We start from the raw sequence: 17,283 nt of genomic DNA, 5'->3' as shown, positions 1-17,283 counted from the left end.
GCGCGAAAAATCACAAAAACGCGAAAACCCAGTGCTCATCTTTCCTGGCACCGGGTTAAATACGTTTGAATCTTGAAAAATGGCAGGGGCGGCTGGATTCGAACCAACGCATGGCAGGATCAAAACCTGCTGCCTTACCGCTTGGCGACGCCCCTGTATCGGATGCAGCATTTGCTGCTCTGACAATTCCAACTGAGTGACAACTGGGTTGTTGTCTTGGAATGCGCGGCACTTTAACAACAAACTTTCGGTCTGTGAACCCCCCTGATAAAAAAAATTGCCAAAAAACAGCGAGTTAGTCATTTCGGTGCTGGTGCAGCGACCGTCCGTCGGTTTCCGCCCGCCTCGCTTCAACACAATCGCATTCCGCACTTCCAATCAGGTAAGCCCATTGCATTGACCAAGGAGGACCCCATGCCTGTCTCTCACGACCTCTACCAGGACCTGCACTACCCGCGCGAAATCGTCCAGCAGCGCCGCCAGCAGGACAAGGCGCTGGATCGCCTGCTGGACGAGTACGTGGACATCGACAACCAGGTGCTGGCTGCCGAATCGATATCGGCCGGTAACTTCGTCGACGAAGACCTGCGCCACCTCAAGGAGCGTCGCCTGGCGGTGAAGTACATGATCGAGCGCCAGCTGGAGCGAAAGTCATAGCCCGCACAGGCACAAGAGGCGGCCAGACCTATCGCAAGAAGTGATGATTGCCCGGCACTTTCTCTATTAGTCAAAATGGCCGCTCTCGGGCAAGCTGCAGGCTGCCCCGCCATCGCCCAAGGAGCGTTGCTTTTGTCTGCCTGGATCCCCACCCCGCTGCGCCAGCTTGGCCAACGCTTGCGCGGCACCGCCAATCAACAGAGCGAGCTGCTCGGCTGGTTCGAGGACAAGGCGCACAGCCGCGGTTATCAGCTGAGTGACGGTCAGCGGCGGGTAATCCACTGCATGGCCGAACAACTGACGCAGCTTGAACAAGGTCAACCGCGCAGTCTGTACCTGTACGGCTCGGTCGGCCGGGGTAAAAGCTGGCTGCTCGATGGCTTTTTCCAGGCCGTGCCGATAGCCGCCAAGCTGCGCCTGCATTTTCATGATTTCTTTGCACGCCTGCACCAGGGCATGCACCGCCACCGGGCGCTGGACGACGCGCTGGGCGCAACGCTGGACGAGCTGGTGGGTGGTTGCCGGGTGCTGTGCTTCGATGAATTCCACGTGCATGACATAGGCGATGCCATGCTGCTCACCCGGCTGTTCAACGCCTTGTTCGCCCGTGGCGTGTACCTGCTGGTGACCTCTAACTACGCGCCCGAAGGGCTGTTGCCCAACCCGCTGTATCACGAGCGTTTTCTGCCGGTCATTCGCCTGATCAACAGCTCGATGCACGTGCTCGAAGTCGGTGGCGACACGGATTTTCGCAGCTTGCCGGCCAACCGCGAGCATCAGCGTTTTACCCAGGGCCATTATGTCTGGCCGGGTGATGCGGCGCAGCGCCAGGCGCTGAACGTGCCGAACGAACAACCGGTGATACTGGAGGTGAACAACCGCCCGCTGCGGGCGCTGGCCATTGATGGCCGGCGGGTGATGCTTGGCTTTGACGACCTGTGCGAAAAAGCCACCGCGGTCATCGACTACCTGGTGCTGGCCAGGGAGTATGACGAGTGGATCATCGACGGGCTGGACGATCTGTCCGCGTGTTCGCTGGCGGCTCAGCAGCGCTTCGTCAACCTGGTAGACGTGCTGTATGACCAGGACCGGCGGGTGGTTGTCATAGGTAAACATCCGCTGGAAGAGAGCCTGGGCGGCCCACTGGCCGACCTGATGCGTACCCGCAGCCGCTTGGGGCAGCTGCACCCGCTCGGTCCGGGCTGATGCGAATCATGAGCGTTGTTGAATAGGCAACTGTCAGTTTTGCCAGCAGACAGTCCAGCGACTCAGCCCTTTAATGGAGGCTCACTTACGAAGGGCCTTCATCATGATCACGAAACAAGAAGCATGGACCCGTATTGATCTTCAACTGCCTGATGACATCCGAAACGAAATCGTCTACCGCCCGCCTTATCTGGTAGAGGGTTTCTTCTACAGTTGCTGGGCCTCGCGGGACCGTCTGGGTGAACCCACAACGGTAGTTACCAAGCTTACGCCCGATGGCAGGGCAGTCGAGGCATTTGGCGACAACGGCACCGTACGCATCCCTATGCCAGGGGAATGGGGCGACTACTTCTGCTTCGTTGTCGACGGCGAACACCTCCTTTGCGGTGTAGCGCTTCGGAGCTCCGATAACTTTGCCATTTTCCGCCTGAACAAGGCGTCAGGCGCCATGGATATCGATTTCGGCCACCAGGGATATAAAATACATCCTTATCCAGTCGAGCCGGACGACACCTCAGAGGCAGCCCAGCCAAGGCTTGATGGTGCTGAGGGTTATGCGGGCAGCGTGCCGCAATTCCCGGATGGTAAACTCCGCCAGATGGTCAACTCCGGGCTCGCACAGTTCGATATGCAAGGCAATCTGGATACCTCCTTCAATGAAGTAGGTATGCGCAGGCACTTCCGTTGGCAAGGCCGCGCTCTACAGACACTTGCCGTAAACGCCCGTTACCGCGGTACTGAACATGCTGGCTTCCATTATTGCGGCGACCACCGCGTGGGCAGTGATGAAACGCAGGCATGGGTTGGAGCATGCGACAAGAACGGCGCCGTGTTATCGGGCTTTGCCGAGCAAGGCATCTGGATTGTCAAACGCCTGCCCGGCCATCCAGATCTCGCTTATATTGCCGTACACGCTACCACTCAAGCCCACGACCGCCTTTATCTGACAGGCAACGCTGGTACCGGCACCAACCAAAGTGGCTTTGTACACTGCCTGAAACTGGACGGCACCGTGGACAATCGCTTCAACGATGGCCAGGCCATCATTTTCAAACGACCTGAATTCGAGCGGACAATCGCATTCGCGCTCACGCCGCATGGCAGCGGCGTCCTGGTGGGCTGCCGCGCGGTGTCCCCAATCGAAGATCAGATGCCAATCGCCATCGTTCGACTGGACGAAAATGGCCATGTGGATACCGCATTCGGTGACCAAGGCTGGTTGATCACGCCTGAATACCCCGAGCCCTATACCCTGCTCACCTTGACTTACGAAGACCAGGAAATCATAGAGCTGAGGGGCAAGGAGTTCATTGCCCGCCACCCCTTGTAACACTTGGCGTCTTGATAGACGGATGGCCCCGTCGCGCTCCAGCATCATGCGAGCGGGGCTACCGATACTCAGTCAATGCTGGCGTTGATTACCCCGCCCTGGGCAAATCCGCCAGCACCGCTTCAATCTCGCCCAGCACTGCCGGGTCATCCAGGGTCGAAGGCGGCACATAATCCTGCCCATCGGCAATCTTGCGCAGCACCGCCCGCAGAATCTTGCCAGAGCGGGTCTTGGGCAAGCGTTTCACCAACCGCACCTGGTTGAAACAGGCCAGTGGGCCGATCTCATCGCGCACACGGCCTACCAGGTCCACCAGCAGCTGAGCTTCGGCAATGCCCTCGCCGTCCTTGAGCACCACCAGCGCCAACGGCACCTGGCCCTTGATCTCGTCGTGCACGCCGATCACCGCGCACTCGGCCACCGCCGGATGGCGCGCCACCAAGTCCTCCATCTCACCCGTGGAAAGCCGATGCCCGGACACGTTGATCACATCATCGGTGCGACCCATGATGTAGACAAAGCCTTCGTCATCCAGATAGCCGCCATCGCCCGTGTGGTAGTAACCCGGATACGTGTGCAGGTAGGCCTGCAGGTAGCGTTCGTGATCACCCCACAGCGTCTGACTGCAACCAGGTGGCAATGGCAGGGCAATCACGATCGCCCCCTGATGGTTAGGCCCGAGCAAGTGGCCTTCGTCATCCAGCACGCGAACGTTGTAGCCAGGCACCGCCCGGTTGCTCGACCCTGGCTTCGCGGCGCTGCCCTCCAACCCGACGCACGGCGCGGTGACCGGCCAGCCGGTCTCGGTCTGCCACCAGTGGTCGTGCACCGGTTTGCCACTTACCCGCTCCAGCCATTCATGGGTGCTGGAATCGAGCTTTTCCCCCGCCAGGAATAGTTGACGCAGCGAGCGGAGGTCATGTTTGCGAATCAGTTCGCCCTCCGGATCTTCCTTGCGGATGGCGCGCATGGCCGTCGGTGCACAGAACAGCGCGTTGACCTGGTACTGCTCAACCACCCGCCAGTAGGCCGACGCGTCCGGGGTACGGATCGGCTTGCCTTCGTAGAAGACGGTGGTACAGCCGCTCATCAACGGCCCGTAGACGATCAGTGAATGGCCGACCACCCAACCGACGTCGGATATGCCCCACCACACATCGCCAGCCTGCATGCCATAGATATGGCGCATGGCATAACACAGCGCCACGGCATTGCCGCCGTTTTCCCGGACGATACCCTTGGGTTTGCCGGTGGTGCCCGATGTGTACATGATGTACAGCGGGTCGCCGGCATCGAGTTCGACTGGTGCCACCGGTTCTGCGCCGGCCAAGGCCGCCTGCCAGTCCAGGTCGCGGCCCGGCAGCAGTTCGGCATGCGCCTTCGGCCGCTGCAGTACCAGCACATTGCGCGGCTGGTGCCGGGCCAGTTGCAGGGCGCGGTCAACCAGCGGTTTGTAGGCAATGACCCGGTCGAACTCCAGCCCGCACGATGCCGTCAGCAACAAGGCGGGCCGGGCGTCATCGATGCGCAAGGCCAACTCGTTGGCAGCAAAGCCACCGAACACCACCGAATGCACGGCGCCAATCCGCGCGCAGGCCAGCATCGCCATGGCCGCCTGCGGCACCATGGGCATGTAGATGATCACCCCATCGCCCTTGTTCACCCCCAGCTGGCGCAGCAAACCGGCCAGGCGTGCTACCTCGTCGCGCAACTGGTTGTAGGTGTAGGTCTGCTGCACGCCGGTCACTGGCGAATCGTAGATCAGCGCCAACTGCTCGCCCCGGCCCTGCTCGATCTGGTGATCGAGGGCCAGGTAACAGCTGTTGAGGCGGCCGTCAGCGAACCAGCGGTGGGTACCGTCGGCGTTGTCTTGCAGGGTCAAGGCAGGCTTGCGGTGCCAGGCCAGGTGTGCGGCCTGTTCCGCCCAGAACGCGGCAGGGTCGGAAATGGAGTGGGCGTAGCTGTGCTGGTAGCTCATGTCGTTAGAAACCCGGTACTTGTTGTTATTGAAGGGCGAAACTTGAGTATGGACCGCTATACCCGCGCCGCCATGGGACTAAAGTCACAACCGACCTGCAAATTTGCAGACAACGCAATAGCGCCCCATAACGGTGCAAAGCCTCTAGAATAGGCAACCCCTTCAAACACCGAGCAGCCCATGGACATCGATCAGGCCCGTACCTTCCTGGAAATAGTGCGTTGCGGCAGCCTGGTCGCCGCGGCCGAACGCCTGTTCGTGTCACAAACCGCGATCACCGCGCGCGTGCAGCGCCTGGAACAGCAACTGGGTTGCCAGTTGTTCGTGCGTAGCCGCAGCGGCGCCAGCCTGACCAGCGATGGCGAAGCGTTCGTCAGTTATGCCAACCAGTTGGTGCAAACCTGGGAAGCCGCGCGCCGCGACCTGCCGTTGCCTGAAGGTTGCCAGCAGGTGCTGCATGTGGGCGGAGAGGTGAGCCTGGGCAACCCGATGATGCTCGACTGGGTAAGTGCCCTGTACCGTGAACTGCCCAGCCATGCCATCCGCAGCGAGGTGAGCGATGGAGAGTCGCTGCTGCGCAAGGTCGAGATGGGCTTGCTGGACGCCGCGCTGGTCTACCAGCCGACCTACGGTCCAGGCCTGCAGGTGGAGCAGTTGATGGAAGAGAAGCTGATTCGCGTGCGCCGGGTCGAGCGGCCCGAGCCGTACATCTACATCGACTGGGGCGAGGCCTTCCGCCGCCAGCATGATGCGGCCCTGCCCGACTGCGCACGCCCGGCGCTAAGTTTCAACCTTGGCCCGCTGGCCCTGCAGTTCATACTCGACCAAGGTGGCAGTGGCTACTTCCGCACGCGGGTGGTGCAGGCCTATCTGGACAGCGGCGTGTTCGAGCGGGTACCGCAGGCACCGGAGTTCACCTACCCGACCTTTCTGGTGTACCCGCGTAAACGTGACAGCGAAGCCCTGCAACAGGCCTTCGCGATCCTGCGCCGGCTGGTAGCTGCCGGCGCCAGCGACTGGTCACAACGCTGGGACCCGGTTATCTGAAGCCTCGGTCTTGCTGAGCAACTGACGCTTGAGGCCGGCGATCAGGTCGGTCTGGGTGATCACCCCCACCAGCTTGTCGGCATCAAGCACCGGCAAGCAGTGCAGGCCTTGTTCGCACAACAAGGGCAGCAGGCGTTCCAACGGGTGCTGGCTGCTGACACTGACAACCCGCCTGCTCATCACTTGCGCCATGCGCACCGCCTGGCGGCCGAACAGACCGCGCCAGCTGAAACGCCCACGCTGCATCGCCGGGCCAACCAGGTCGCTGAGGCTGACGATGCCTACAAGCTTGCCGTGCTGCAGGACTGGCAGGGTTTTCAGGTGATGGCTGGCGAGCATTTTCCAGGCCTGCTCCAGCGTGGTATCAGGCGTGACGAACTGCACATCGCGGGACATCACCGAGGCCGCGGTGATACCGCCAAGGCTGCGCTGCAGGGCGTGCTGCTCGGTGGCGAGGATGATGCGCTCCAGCTCGTCACGGGTGACATCGACGAACTCGCCCAGCTCTTCCAGGGCCTGGTCCAGGTCTTCACTGCGGATGCCGACCCGCTCGCCGGGCAGCGGGTCATGGGTGTGGTGCAGGTCTTTGCGTGGCACCGTGCCTTTCGGGTAGCGCACACCCGTCAAACGGTTGTAGGCGATTGCCACTGTCACCAGGATCAGCGCATTGAGCAGCACCGGCTCCAGCAGGTGATCGCCCATGGCGGTCAACCCCGGGTCGGCCAGCACCGCGCTCACTGCCACACCGCCACCCGGCGGGTGCAGGCAGCGCAACAGGCACATGACCAGGATCGAGATGCCGAGCGCCGCAGCGGCCACCCACAGCTCGGCGCCGAAGCCTTCACGCATGGCCAGCCCCACTGCACCCGCCAGGGCGTAGCTGCCCAACACCGGCCAAGGTTGGGCCAAGGGGCCGGAATGCACCGCAAACACCAGTACCGCCGAGGCTGCCAGCGGGCCGAGCAAGTGCAGGGCGATGCTGGGGCCATAGACCATGCTGGTCAGCCAGCCCGCGAGGAAAAGGCCAAGCAGCGCACCGATACCGGCACGCAACCATTCTTTTGGGGGGATGTTGAGAGGGGCCGGCAACAGCCGCTGCAGACGACTTTCGGAACGCGAGGCAGACATTTGGGCAATCGGGATCTTTGGTTTTTCTGTTTAAAAAGAAAGCCCAGCCGAGTTGGCCTGGGCCTCGTATTGCGCATGCAATACCACAAGGGGCTCCGTCCGTGGAGAGATGGAAACCGCAGGGTTTCGTGGGGAGGATTTTGCCGGGTGGGGGGAATTTGGGCTAATTCAAAAAACTGCGGCTGTACTGCAATTTTTTTGCAGTACTGATAGGGCCAAAGGGGCACTGCGCGCCCTTTCGCGACACAAGGCCCCACAGGGGATTGCGTACACCTGTGGGAGCGGCCTTGTGTCGCGATGGGCCGCACAGCGGCCCCGGCATTAACGAGCCTTGCGCGGCAGGTCGATGCTCACCCGCAGGCCGCCCAGCGGGCTCTCCAGCAAGGCCAGGCGGCCGCCCCATGCGTCAACGATATCGCGCACGATGCCCAACCCCAGCCCATGCCCAGCCACCTGTTCGTCCAGCCGCGAACCACGCTCCAGCACCTGCTGCCGCTGGTCTTGCGCAATACCCGGGCCGTCGTCATCAACCCACAGCCGGTAGCCCTCGGCGTTCGGCGCGATACCCACGCGCACTTCGCTGTCTGCCCACTTGCAGGCGTTGTCCAGCAGATTACCCAACAGTTCCAGAACGTCCTCGCGGTCCCAGGGCAACAACAGCCCGGGCGACACATCACTTGCCAGCAGCAGGCCCTCGCCATGAATCATGCCCAAGGTCCCGAGCAACCCCGGCAGTTCGGCATCACAATCGAACTGCGCGCCCGGCAGCGCATCCCCTGCCAGGCGCGCACGGTTCAGCTCGCGCGCCAGGCGTTCCTGAATCTGCTGCAACTGCTCACGCATTTGCGCCCGTACCTCCGGCAGACCCTGCAAGCGTTCACTGGAGGCCAGGCTCAGCAGCACCGCCAGCGGCGTCTTCAGCGCATGGCCGAGGTTACCGAGGGCATTGCGTGAACGGCGCAGGCTGTCTTCGGTATGGCTAAGCAAATGGTTGATCTGCCCCACCAGCGGTACCAACTCGCTGGGCACCTCGGCATCCAGCTGCGAGCGCTGCCCCTGCTGCAGCTGGGCGATCTGCTGGCGCGCCCGCTCCAGCGGCCGCAGCGAGCGGGTAACCGTGATGCGCTGCAGCACCAGAATCAGGATCAGCGCCACCAGGCCCATGCCCAGGCCGATCTGCTGCAAGCGCCGAAAACCTTCGCGCACCGGCGAATAGTCCTGAGCCACACTGATCGAAATGTCCTGGCCCAGGCGCCGGTAGTCGGCACGCAGGGCCAGCAGTTGCTGGCCTTCCGGGCCGAGTTCATGGCTATCGGAAAGCCCGGGCGCTGCGGGCTTGGGCATGTCCAGGTCCCACAGCGAACGAGACCTCCAGGTACCCTGGTCGAAATCGATGCGGAAGTAGTAACCGGAAAACGGCCGCTGATAGGCAGCCGAGATGCGCCGCTCATCCAGCTGCAGGCCGGAAGGCCCGCGCACCAATGCCACCAGAAGGTTCTCGCTTTCGTTGCGCAGGCCGTTTTCCAGATAACGTTGCAGGCCGGCCTCGAACAGCCACAAGGTCAGTTGCGCCAGCACCACGCCGACCACCACCAGCACCGCCACCAGGCCCAGGCTCAGGCGCGCCTGGATCGACTTCACTCGCCGCTCCCGGCATAGATGTAGCCTTGCCCGCGACGGGTTTCGATCACACTGCGGCCCAGCTTGCGGCGCAAATGGTTGACGTGGACCTCCAGCACGTTCGAGTCGCGCTCGGTTTCACCGTCGTAGAGGTGCTCGGCCAGGTGGCTTTTGGACAGGATCTGCTGCGGGTGCAGCATGAAGTAGCGCAGCAGGCGGAACTCGGCGGCGGTCAGTTGCACATCCACCCCGTCGCGGCTCACGCACTGACGGCTTTCGTCAAGGTGCAGGCCGGCCGCTTCCAGCTTCGGCTGATTGGCCAGGCCACGGGCGCGGCGCAGCAACGCCTGGATGCGCAGTTGCAGCTCTTCGGGGTGGAAGGGCTTGCTCAGGTAATCGTCAGCCCCGGCCTTCAGCCCTTCGATGCGCTCGGCCCAGGAGCCGCGGGCGGTGAGGATCAATACCGGTGTGGCCAGGCCAGCGGCGCGCCACTGGGCCAGCACGTCCAGGCCAGGCAAGCCAGGCAGGCCGAGGTCCAGGATGATCAGGTCGTAAGGCTCGCTTTGCCCCTGGTAAACCGCGTCACGGCCATCAGCCAGCCAGTCCACGGCATAGCCCTGGCGCTGCAGGCCGGCGGTCAGTTCATCGGCCAACGGTACGTTGTCCTCGACAAGCAACAGGCGCATTCAGTCATCTTCCTCGTCTTTGAGCAGGGCGCCGGTGCTGGCATCGAGCTTGATCTCGCGTACCACACCTTCAGTCGTCAGCAACTCGACTTCATATTCGTAGCGATCATCGTCTTCTTCCAGCTCGGCTTCCAGCAGACGCGCCCCGGGGTGACGCCCCAGGGCGGTCTCGAGCAGTTGCTCGAGCGGCAGGATGATGCCCTTCTGACGGAGCTTCAGGGCTTCATCCTGGTCCAGGTCGCGGGCAACAGCCAAGGAGCAGACGGCAAGCAGCGAGAGCGCCAGGTAACGTGCCGTCCGGGATACATGGATCATCAGTTGTCTCGTGCGTCCTTGAGTACCTCACCGGTCTTGGCATCCATGTCGACGTCCCATTCGACGTTCTGCGTATCACGCAGTTCGACCTTGTAGATGTAGCGGCCGTACTCGTCTTCAAGCTCCGAGTCAGTGACGGTGGCGCCTGGGTGCTTGGCCACGGCAGCGGCCTTGAGCTCCTCCAGCGACTTGATGGTCTTGGCGTTGACCAGTTTGACCACTTCGTCAGGCTGAACGTCCTTGGCGAAGGCGGCATTGGCGCCCAGGGCAAGGGCAGCGGCGGTGATCAGGGCAGTCATGGTTTTCATCGTTCTTCTCTCCTGAGAACTGTGCAAGTTGTCTACGGGGTTAAGATTAACCAGCGGTCCTTAATTCAACCTGAAAACAGCTGGCGGCATGATAGCGCAGTTACGCCGCCAACCCGACTCGGCCCCGTGCAAGGTGCGGCCTTGTGCTGCGAAAGGGCCAATACAGGCACCTACAGGTGTGTTATCTGTAACGGCTGCTTTTCGCCCAAGAGACCCGCCATGAGCGCCATCCACATCAAATACCCCGCCCTCACCTTCAAGGCCGGCCAGCGTGCCTTGCGACACATCCGCGAGCGCGGCCTGCAGGCGGCCGATGTCGGGGTATTGCCGGGCGCGGCGGGTGGGCCAAAGCCGCTGGGCATCCAGGGCCTTGACCTGGCGCTGTTCGGCGAGTGGCTACCCTCGGCACCCCGTCAGCGTGCCCTGATCGGTGCTTCGATCGGTGCCTGGCGCTTTGCCAGCGCCTGCCTCGACGACCCGGTCGCCGGCATCCGTCGCCTGGGCGAGCTATACACCGAGCAGGATTTTGCCAAGGGCGTCACCCCGGCCGAAATCAGCCGCAGCTGCCAACGCATGCTCGATGACCTGCTGGAGGGCCGCGACGGCCAGCTGCTGGCCAACCCACACTACCGCCTGAACATTCTGGTGGTGAAAAGCCATGGCCAGCTCGCTCACGACCATCGCGGCCGCCTGGGCCTGGGCCTGGGCTCGGTGGTTGCCAGTAACCTCCTGGGCCGTTCGCGCCTGGCCCGCCACTTCGAGCGCATCATTCTGCACGATGGGCGCGCCGCGCCGCCGCTCGACACGCTGACCGACTTCCCCTCACGCTACCTGCCGCTGGACTTGACCAACCTGCGCCACGCCCTGCTTGCTTCCGGGTCGATACCGATGGTCATGCAGGGCGTGAAAGACATCCCCGGTGCCGGCGCCGGCACCTACCGCGACGGCGGCCTGCTCGACTATCACCTCGACCTGCCCTACCGCGGCGACGACCTGGTGCTGTACCCGCACTTCACCGACAAGGTCGTACCCGGCTGGTTCGACAAGGCCCTGCCCTGGCGCAAGGGCGATGCCACCCGCCTGCAAAACGTGCTGCTGATGACGCCTTCGCCGCAATACCTGGCCGCCCTGCCCTACGGCAAACTGCCCGACCGCAACGACTTCAAGCGCTTCATGGGCGATGCGCCAGGGCGCAAGCGCTATTGGTACAAGGCCATTGCCGAAAGCCGGCGCCTGGGTGATGAACTGCTGGAACTGACCGCCACCGGGCGGCTGCATGAACGCCTGCAAGCCTTGTAGCGGCCATGCTGGTAGACTGCGCGCATTATTGATTCACACAGAGTTATGACAGCGTGGAAATTTTCAAGGAATTCACATTCGAATCGGCCCACCGCCTGCCCCACGTCCCTGAAGGGCACAAATGCGGCCGTTTGCATGGCCACTCGTTCAAGGTCGGCCTGCACCTGACCGGCCCGCTCGACCCGCACACGGGCTGGATCCGCGACTTCGCCGAGGTCAAGGCGATCTTCAAGCCGATCTATGATCAGCTGGACCATAACTACCTGAACGACATCCCCGGCCTGGAGAACCCCACCAGCGAAGTGATCGCCAAGTGGATCTGGGACCAGGTCAAGCCGCTGATGCCGGAGCTGTCCAAGGTGCGCATCCACGAAACCTGCACCAGCGGTTGCGAATACACCGGCGACTGATTCGCCCGGCTCACTGGCCCTGCGCGCTGCCCATGGCATCGCGCAGGAAGCTGGGGGCGATGTAGCGCTGGTAGTGCGCCTCTGAAAGCAGGAAGAACTCGCGATCGATCGCATCGCGCAATTGGGGCAGTTCCCAGTTACGGAACTCCGGCAGCAACGCCATGCCATAGGCCTCCAGATCACGGATCATCCGCGCCCCGCGGGCAATCAGCTGGTAAGCCCAGCAATACGCCGACTGCTGCTCGACAAAGCGGATGGAGCGCTGCTCCAGTTGCTGGCGCAGCAGGCCTTTGTCGAACACCTCAAGCTTGGCCATCATCACCTGCACCAGCAGCTGCTCAAGGCGCAACCACACGGCACGCTTCTGCGTGTCGTCGTAGCCGTTCCAGTTGATCACTTCGTGGTGAAAACGCTTGCAGCCACGGCACACCGTGTCTCCGTACACCGTGGAGCACAGGCCGACGCAAGGGGTTTTGATGGACTTGTTGGACATGAAAAACAACAGCTTGGCGATGGAACACAGGCCCATGTTAGCCCTTTGTCTAACCAGGGTCACTCGTTAAAGTCATGAACACCGCCTTACCTTCAGGCTTTTTTTACCGTAGAATCATCCGGCCTTTTCAAAGGCAACAATGTCCGTTGGAAGCTGTTTTCAAAGCGTCACGAGCACAGTTGATCCGGTAGAACGGCGTTGGCCCGGGCCATGCATCCCTCGCATGCCCGCGCCAGCCCTCATCAGTCCCCGTTCTGCAGGCGTAAAACTTTGAAAGCAGCTTCTGTAAGGATTCCTTGCGACCCTGGTTGGGCGGCCCACAAAGCCGCGGCAGCGCATGGGTGCATTGAATGCTGGATAAGCGTCCCGGACCCCCTTTAGGGACCACTGATGAGGGAAATAACTGTGCTTGAAGCCTACCGCAAACACATCGAAGAGCGCGCCGCACTGGGTATCGTTCCCCAGCCGCTGAACGCCGAACAAACTGCAGGCCTGGTCGAGCTGCTGAAAAACCCGCCGGCCGGCGAAGAAGCCTTCCTCGTAGACCTGATCACCAACCGCGTACCGCCAGGGGTCGACGAAGCTGCCTACGTCAAGGCCGCTTTCCTCTCCGCCGTTGCCAAGGGCGAAACCAAGTCGCCACTGATCGACCGCAAGCACGCCACCGAACTGCTGGGCACCATGCAGGGCGGCTACAACATCGAAACGCTGGTCGCACTGCTGGATGACGCCGAACTGGGCGCCGTCGCGGCCGAACAGCTCAAGCACACCCTGCTGATGTTCGATGCCTTCCACGACGTGGCCGAAAAAGCCAAGGCCGGCAACAAGCACGCCAAGGCCGTCCTGGAATCCTGGGCTGCCGGCGAGTGGTTCACCTCGCGCCCGGCCATCGCCGAGAAGTACACCCTGACCGTGTTCAAGGTGCCTGGCGAAACCAACACCGACGACCTGTCGCCTGCCCCGGACGCCTGGTCGCGCCCTGACATTCCGCTGCACGCCCTGGCCATGCTGAAAATGGCCCGCGACGGCATCGAGCCGCAGCAGCCTGGTTCGGTCGGCCCGCTGGCCCAGATCGAAGCCGTCAAGGCCAAGGGCTTCCCGGTTGCCTATGTCGGCGACGTGGTCGGTACCGGTTCCTCGCGTAAATCCGCTACCAACTCGGTACTGTGGTTCTTCGGCGACGACATCCCGTACGTGCCGAACAAGCGTGCCGGTGGCTTCTGCTTCGGCACCAAGATCGCCCCGATCTTCTACAACACCATGGAAGACGCCGGCGCCCTGCCGATCGAATTCGACTGCACCAACCTGGGCATGGGCGACGTCATCGACGTTTACCCATACAAAGGTGAAGTACGCCGTCACGACAGCGACGAGCTGGTCACCAACTTCGAGCTGAAAACCGAAGTGCTGCTGGATGAAGTCCGCGCTGGCGGCCGTATCCCGCTGATCGTCGGCCGTGGCCTGACCGAAAAAGCCCGCGCCGAGCTGGGCCTGGGTGCTTCCGACCTGTTCAAGAAACCAGAGCAGCCTGCCGATTCCGGCAAGGGCTTCACCCTGGCGCAGAAAATGGTCGGCCGTGCCTGTGGCCTGCCAGAAGGCCAGGGCGTGCGCCCAGGCGCCTACTGCGAGCCAAAAATGACCACCGTCGGCTCCCAGGACACCACGGGCCCGATGACGCGCGACGAGCTGAAAGACCTGGCATGCCTGGGCTTCTCTGCTGACCTGGTCATGCAGTCGTTCTGCCACACCGCGGCCTATCCGAAGCCGATCGACGTCACCACCCACCACACCCTGCCAGACTTCATCCGCACCCGTGGCGGCGTGTCGCTGCGCCCAGGCGACGGCATCATCCACAGCTGGCTGAACCGCATGCTGATGCCTGACACCGTAGGTACCGGTGGCGACTCGCACACCCGCTTCCCGATCGGCATCTCGTTCCCGGCCGGTTCCGGCCTGGTGGCCTTCGCTGCCGCCACCGGCGTCATGCCACTGGACATGCCAGAATCGATCCTGGTGCGCTTCAAGGGCAAACTGCAACCAGGCATCACCCTGCGTGACCTGGTTCATGCCATCCCTTACTACGCCATCCAGAAGGGCCTGCTGACCGTCGAGAAGAAAGGCAAGAAAAACGCCTTCTCCGGCCGCATCCTGGAAATCGAAGGCCTGGACGAACTGACCGTCGAGCAAGCCTTCGAGCTGTCCGACGCCTCGGCCGAGCGTTCCGCTGCCGGTTGCACCATCAAGCTGCCGGAAAAGGCCATCGCCGAGTACCTGCAGTCCAACATCACCCTGCTGCGCTGGATGATCGGCGAAGGCTACGGCGATGCCCGCACCCTGGAGCGCCGTGCCCAGGCCATGGAAGCCTGGCTGGCCAAGCCTGAACTGCTGTCGGCCGACGCCGATGCCGAATACGCCGAAATCATCGAAATCGACCTGGCCGACGTCAAAGAGCCTGTGCTCTGCGCGCCGAACGACCCGGACGATGCCCGCCTGCTGTCCTCGGTACAAGGCGAGAAGATCGACGAAGTGTTCATCGGTTCGTGCATGACCAACATCGGTCACTTCCGCGCTGCCGGCAAGCTGCTGGAGAAGGTCAAGGGTGGCATTCCGACCCGTCTGTGGCTGGCTCCGCCAACCAAGATGGACGCTCACCAGCTGACCGAAGAAGGCTACTACGGCATCTACGGCAAGGCCGGTGCACGCATGGAAATGCCAGGCTGCTCGCTGTGCATGGGCAACCAGGCACGTGTGCAGACCGGTTCGACCGTGGTCTCCACCTCGACCCGTAACTTCCCGAACCGTCTGGGCGACGCGACCAACGTGTACCTGGCATCGGCCGAGCTGGCCGCTGTCGCTTCGATCATCGGCAAACTGCCGACCGTCGAAGAGTACATGCAGTACGCGAAAGACATCGACAGCATGGCTGCCGACGTTTACCGCTACCTGAGCTTCGACCAGATTGCCGAGTTCCGCGAAGCGGCAGCCAACGCCAAGATCCCGGTGGTTCAGGCGTAAGCTGAGTTACAGGTTGTAAACAAAGCCCCGGCAGCGATGCCGGGGCTTTGTTGTTTGGGCCTGTGCCGGCCATTTCGCGGCTAAAGCCGCTCCTACAGGGCTCCCACGGTGTTCCAGACCTGCGCATGCCCCTGTAGGAGCGGCTTTAGCCGCGAAGCGGCCGGCACAGGCCACCTCATATCACAAACAAGTCCACGAACCTGTGCACAGCCGTGCCTTCCAGCTTCTGCTGGTCCTTGCACAGTTCGAAAACCTGCTGACACCGCTGCCGGGCAAAGCGGGTCGCCAGGTTGGCCCTGAACTTGGCCTCCAGCAACGGTATCCCCTCCCCGCGCCGCCGACGATGCCCGATCGGGTACTCCACCACCACTTGCTCGGTGCTGCTGCCATCCTTGAAGAACACCTGCAGCGCGTTGGCGATCGAACGCTTGTCCGGCTCCAGGTACTCGCGACTGAAGCGCGGGTCTTCCACCACCTCCATCTTCTCGCGCAGGCGGTCGATACTGGGGTGGTTGGCATGGAAGGCGTCCTCATAATGCTCGGCCACCAGATGACCAAAGATCAGTGGCACGGCCACCATGTACTGCAGGCAGTGGTCACGGTCGGCGGCATTGGCCAGTGGGCCGCTCTTGGAGATGATGCGGATCGCTGATTCCTGGGTGGTGATGACGATGCGATCGACTTCATGCAGACGATTACGAACAAGTGGATGCAGGGCTACTGCTGCCTCACAGGCGGTCTGGGCGTGGAACTCGGCAGGGAAACTGACCTTGAACAGCACGTTTTCCATCACATAGCTGCCCAACGCCTGGGGCAGGCGCAGCTCGTACTGCCCGGCGGGCTTGAGCGCCAGGTCTTTGTTGGTGTGGCTGAACGAAACATCGTAGAACCCCCACTGCGACGCCGTGAGCACGCCCGGCACGCCCATCTCCCCGCGCAAGGCGATGTCGGCCAGGCGCACACCTCGGCTGGAGGCGTCACCCGCAGCCCAGGACTTGCGCGAACCGGCGTTGGGCGCATGGCGATAGGTACGAAGGGCCTGGCCGTCGACGAAGGCGTGGGACAAGGCCGAGAGCATCTGCTCACGATTGGCCCCCATCAGCCTGGCACACACGGCGGTCGAGGCGACCTTCACCAGAATCACGTGATCGAGGCCGACACGGTTGAAGGCGTTTTCCAGCGCCAGCACGCCCTGGATCTCATGCGCCATGACCATCGCCTCCAGCACATCACGCATCAGCAGTGGCTGTTCACCCGCGGCAACCCGTTTCTGTGACAGGTGGTCAGCCACTGCCAGGATGCCGCCAAGGTTGTCCGAGGGATGAGCCCATTCGGCGGCCAGCCAGGTGTCGTTGTAGTCCAGCCAGCGCACCGTGCAGCCAATGTCCCAGGCGGCCTTGACCGGGTCGAGGCGATAGGAGGTACCGGGGACGCGAGCACCATTCGGGACCAGCGTGCCTTCCACCTGAGGGCCAAGGAGCTTGGTGCACTCAGGGAAGCGCAAGGCGAGAAGGCCGCAACCGAGGGTGTCCATCAGGCAGTTGCGCGCGGTGTCCAGGGCCTCGAGGGATTCGACCCGGTAGCCGAGGGCGTAATCGGCCAGGGTTTGTAGCACCCGGTCGTAATCCGGGCGGTCGTTGAGGTCTACGTTGGCGCTCATATCCAGCTCCCTTCAGAATTGCCGGGGCTGCTGTGCAGCCCTTCGCGGGCTTGCCCGCTCCCACAGGTTGACCACAGCATTCAGAGCCTGTGGTTACCCTGTGGCAGCGGGCAAGCCCGCAAAGGGCCGCT

At 62.5% G+C, this 17,283-nt stretch carries 15 protein-coding genes and 1 tRNA gene; 7 read left to right on the top strand and 9 right to left on the bottom strand.

The features are described from left to right. Positions 1-80: 80 nt before the first annotated feature. Positions 81-155, bottom strand: a tRNA-Gln gene (locus V6093_RS00465). A 259-nt stretch (positions 156-414) separates the two neighbouring features. Between V6093_RS00465 and V6093_RS00460 the strand changes: the two genes are divergently transcribed. The 3 genes from V6093_RS00460 (at position 415) to V6093_RS00450 (ending at position 3,193) form a co-directional block, all read left to right on the top strand. Next, positions 415-657: a hypothetical protein gene (locus V6093_RS00460; RefSeq protein ID WP_003250356.1), complete on the top strand. Its 243-nt coding sequence runs from the start codon at positions 415-417 to the stop codon at positions 655-657. Between the two features lie 132 nt (positions 658-789). After that, a complete protein-coding gene (zapE, locus tag V6093_RS00455; RefSeq protein WP_143999855.1) occupies positions 790-1,863 on the top strand; it encodes a cell division protein ZapE in 1,074 nt (357 codons plus the stop codon). Positions 1,864-1,966: 103 nt separating this feature from the next. Continuing rightward, the gene (locus tag V6093_RS00450) at positions 1,967-3,193 is read left to right on the top strand and encodes a hypothetical protein (RefSeq protein WP_047604049.1); all 1,227 of its coding nucleotides are present in this window, start codon (positions 1,967-1,969) and stop codon (positions 3,191-3,193) included. A gap of 88 nt (positions 3,194-3,281) precedes the next feature. On the opposite strand, the gene V6093_RS00445 is transcribed toward V6093_RS00450, so the two are convergent. Then, on the bottom strand, positions 3,282-5,171 hold the full coding sequence (locus V6093_RS00445; RefSeq protein WP_265978312.1) for a propionyl-CoA synthetase: 1,890 nt from the start codon (positions 5,169-5,171) through the stop codon (positions 3,282-3,284). A 180-nt stretch (positions 5,172-5,351) separates the two neighbouring features. On the opposite strand from V6093_RS00445, the gene V6093_RS00440 reads away from it, so the two are divergent. Then, complete coding sequence (locus tag V6093_RS00440; RefSeq protein ID WP_019752036.1) at positions 5,352-6,218, top strand: LysR family transcriptional regulator; 867 nt, start codon at positions 5,352-5,354, stop codon at positions 6,216-6,218. On the opposite strand, the gene V6093_RS00435 is transcribed toward V6093_RS00440, so the two are convergent. From V6093_RS00435 to V6093_RS00415, 5 genes are all read right to left on the bottom strand, one after another. Then, the gene (locus V6093_RS00435; protein WP_047604054.1) at positions 6,192-7,346 is read right to left on the bottom strand and encodes an HPP family protein; all 1,155 of its coding nucleotides are present in this window, start codon (positions 7,344-7,346) and stop codon (positions 6,192-6,194) included. The two genes, V6093_RS00440 and V6093_RS00435, sit on opposite strands and share 27 nt — an antisense overlap. Before the next feature lie 321 nt (positions 7,347-7,667). Then, entirely contained in the window at positions 7,668-8,987 is a 1,320-nt protein-coding gene (locus tag V6093_RS00430) for a sensor histidine kinase (protein WP_014861827.1), read from the bottom strand. Further along, entirely contained in the window at positions 8,984-9,652 is a 669-nt protein-coding gene (locus tag V6093_RS00425; RefSeq protein ID WP_010953307.1) for a response regulator transcription factor, read from the bottom strand. The genes V6093_RS00430 and V6093_RS00425 overlap by 4 nt, the downstream gene beginning before the upstream one ends. Next, a complete protein-coding gene (locus V6093_RS00420) occupies positions 9,653-9,967 on the bottom strand; it encodes a PepSY domain-containing protein (RefSeq protein WP_003250344.1) in 315 nt (104 codons plus the stop codon). It abuts the gene before it with no gap. Then, on the bottom strand, positions 9,967-10,275 hold the full coding sequence (locus tag V6093_RS00415; protein ID WP_265978307.1) for a PepSY domain-containing protein: 309 nt from the start codon (positions 10,273-10,275) through the stop codon (positions 9,967-9,969). The genes V6093_RS00420 and V6093_RS00415 overlap by 1 nt, the downstream gene beginning before the upstream one ends. A gap of 219 nt (positions 10,276-10,494) precedes the next feature. On the opposite strand from V6093_RS00415, the gene V6093_RS00410 reads away from it, so the two are divergent. After that, a complete protein-coding gene (locus V6093_RS00410; protein ID WP_047604056.1) occupies positions 10,495-11,574 on the top strand; it encodes a patatin-like phospholipase family protein in 1,080 nt (359 codons plus the stop codon). A gap of 53 nt (positions 11,575-11,627) precedes the next feature. Then, positions 11,628-11,984, top strand: a complete 357-nt coding sequence (queD, locus tag V6093_RS00405) for a 6-carboxytetrahydropterin synthase QueD (RefSeq protein WP_003250327.1) — start codon at positions 11,628-11,630, stop codon at positions 11,982-11,984. A 10-nt stretch (positions 11,985-11,994) separates the two neighbouring features. On the opposite strand, the gene V6093_RS00400 is transcribed toward queD, so the two are convergent. After that, positions 11,995-12,477 (bottom strand): DUF1289 domain-containing protein, encoded by a 483-nt coding sequence (locus V6093_RS00400; RefSeq protein WP_181318770.1) that lies wholly within the window; start codon positions 12,475-12,477, stop codon positions 11,995-11,997. Between the two features lie 405 nt (positions 12,478-12,882). Here V6093_RS00400 and acnB point away from each other — a divergent pair, with 405 nt between their 5' ends. Continuing rightward, positions 12,883-15,492, top strand: coding sequence for a bifunctional aconitate hydratase 2/2-methylisocitrate dehydratase (gene acnB / locus V6093_RS00395; protein WP_265978415.1), 2,610 nt, complete (start codon positions 12,883-12,885; stop codon positions 15,490-15,492). A gap of 175 nt (positions 15,493-15,667) precedes the next feature. Here the strand turns inward: acnB and prpD are convergent, their stop codons facing one another. Further along, positions 15,668-17,152, bottom strand: a complete 1,485-nt coding sequence (prpD, locus tag V6093_RS00390) for a 2-methylcitrate dehydratase (RefSeq protein WP_143999852.1) — start codon at positions 17,150-17,152, stop codon at positions 15,668-15,670. Between the last annotated feature and the right edge of the window lie 131 nt (positions 17,153-17,283).

The organism is Pseudomonas putida group bacterium ESBL64, from assembly GCF_045277175.1.
Lineage (GTDB): Bacteria > Pseudomonadota > Gammaproteobacteria > Pseudomonadales > Pseudomonadaceae > Aquipseudomonas > Aquipseudomonas alloputida.
The sequence above is the reverse complement of the archived record's forward strand: the minus strand, read 5'-3'. Positions and strand labels throughout refer to the sequence as shown.

Bases quoted from the DNA above. Each gene is read 5' to 3' on its own strand.
- V6093_RS00425 (WP_010953307.1), bottom strand. From the start codon at position 9,652: ATGCGCCTGTTGCTTGTCGAGGACAACGTACCGTTGGCCGATGAACTG.
- V6093_RS00460 (WP_003250356.1), top strand. From the start codon at position 415: ATGCCTGTCTCTCACGACCTCTACCAGGACCTGCACTACCCGCGCGAA.
- V6093_RS00420 (WP_003250344.1), bottom strand. From the start codon at position 9,967: ATGATCCATGTATCCCGGACGGCACGTTACCTGGCGCTCTCGCTGCTT.
- V6093_RS00450 (WP_047604049.1), top strand. From the start codon at position 1,967: ATGATCACGAAACAAGAAGCATGGACCCGTATTGATCTTCAACTGCCT.
- V6093_RS00435 (WP_047604054.1), bottom strand. From the start codon at position 7,346: ATGTCTGCCTCGCGTTCCGAAAGTCGTCTGCAGCGGCTGTTGCCGGCC.
- V6093_RS00410 (WP_047604056.1), top strand. From the start codon at position 10,495: ATGAGCGCCATCCACATCAAATACCCCGCCCTCACCTTCAAGGCCGGC.
- V6093_RS00445 (WP_265978312.1), bottom strand. From the start codon at position 5,171: ATGAGCTACCAGCACAGCTACGCCCACTCCATTTCCGACCCTGCCGCG.
- V6093_RS00440 (WP_019752036.1), top strand. From the start codon at position 5,352: ATGGACATCGATCAGGCCCGTACCTTCCTGGAAATAGTGCGTTGCGGC.
- V6093_RS00400 (WP_181318770.1), bottom strand. From the start codon at position 12,477: ATGTCCAACAAGTCCATCAAAACCCCTTGCGTCGGCCTGTGCTCCACG.
- V6093_RS00415 (WP_265978307.1), bottom strand. From the start codon at position 10,275: ATGAAAACCATGACTGCCCTGATCACCGCCGCTGCCCTTGCCCTGGGC.
- prpD (WP_143999852.1), bottom strand. From the start codon at position 17,152: ATGAGCGCCAACGTAGACCTCAACGACCGCCCGGATTACGACCGGGTG.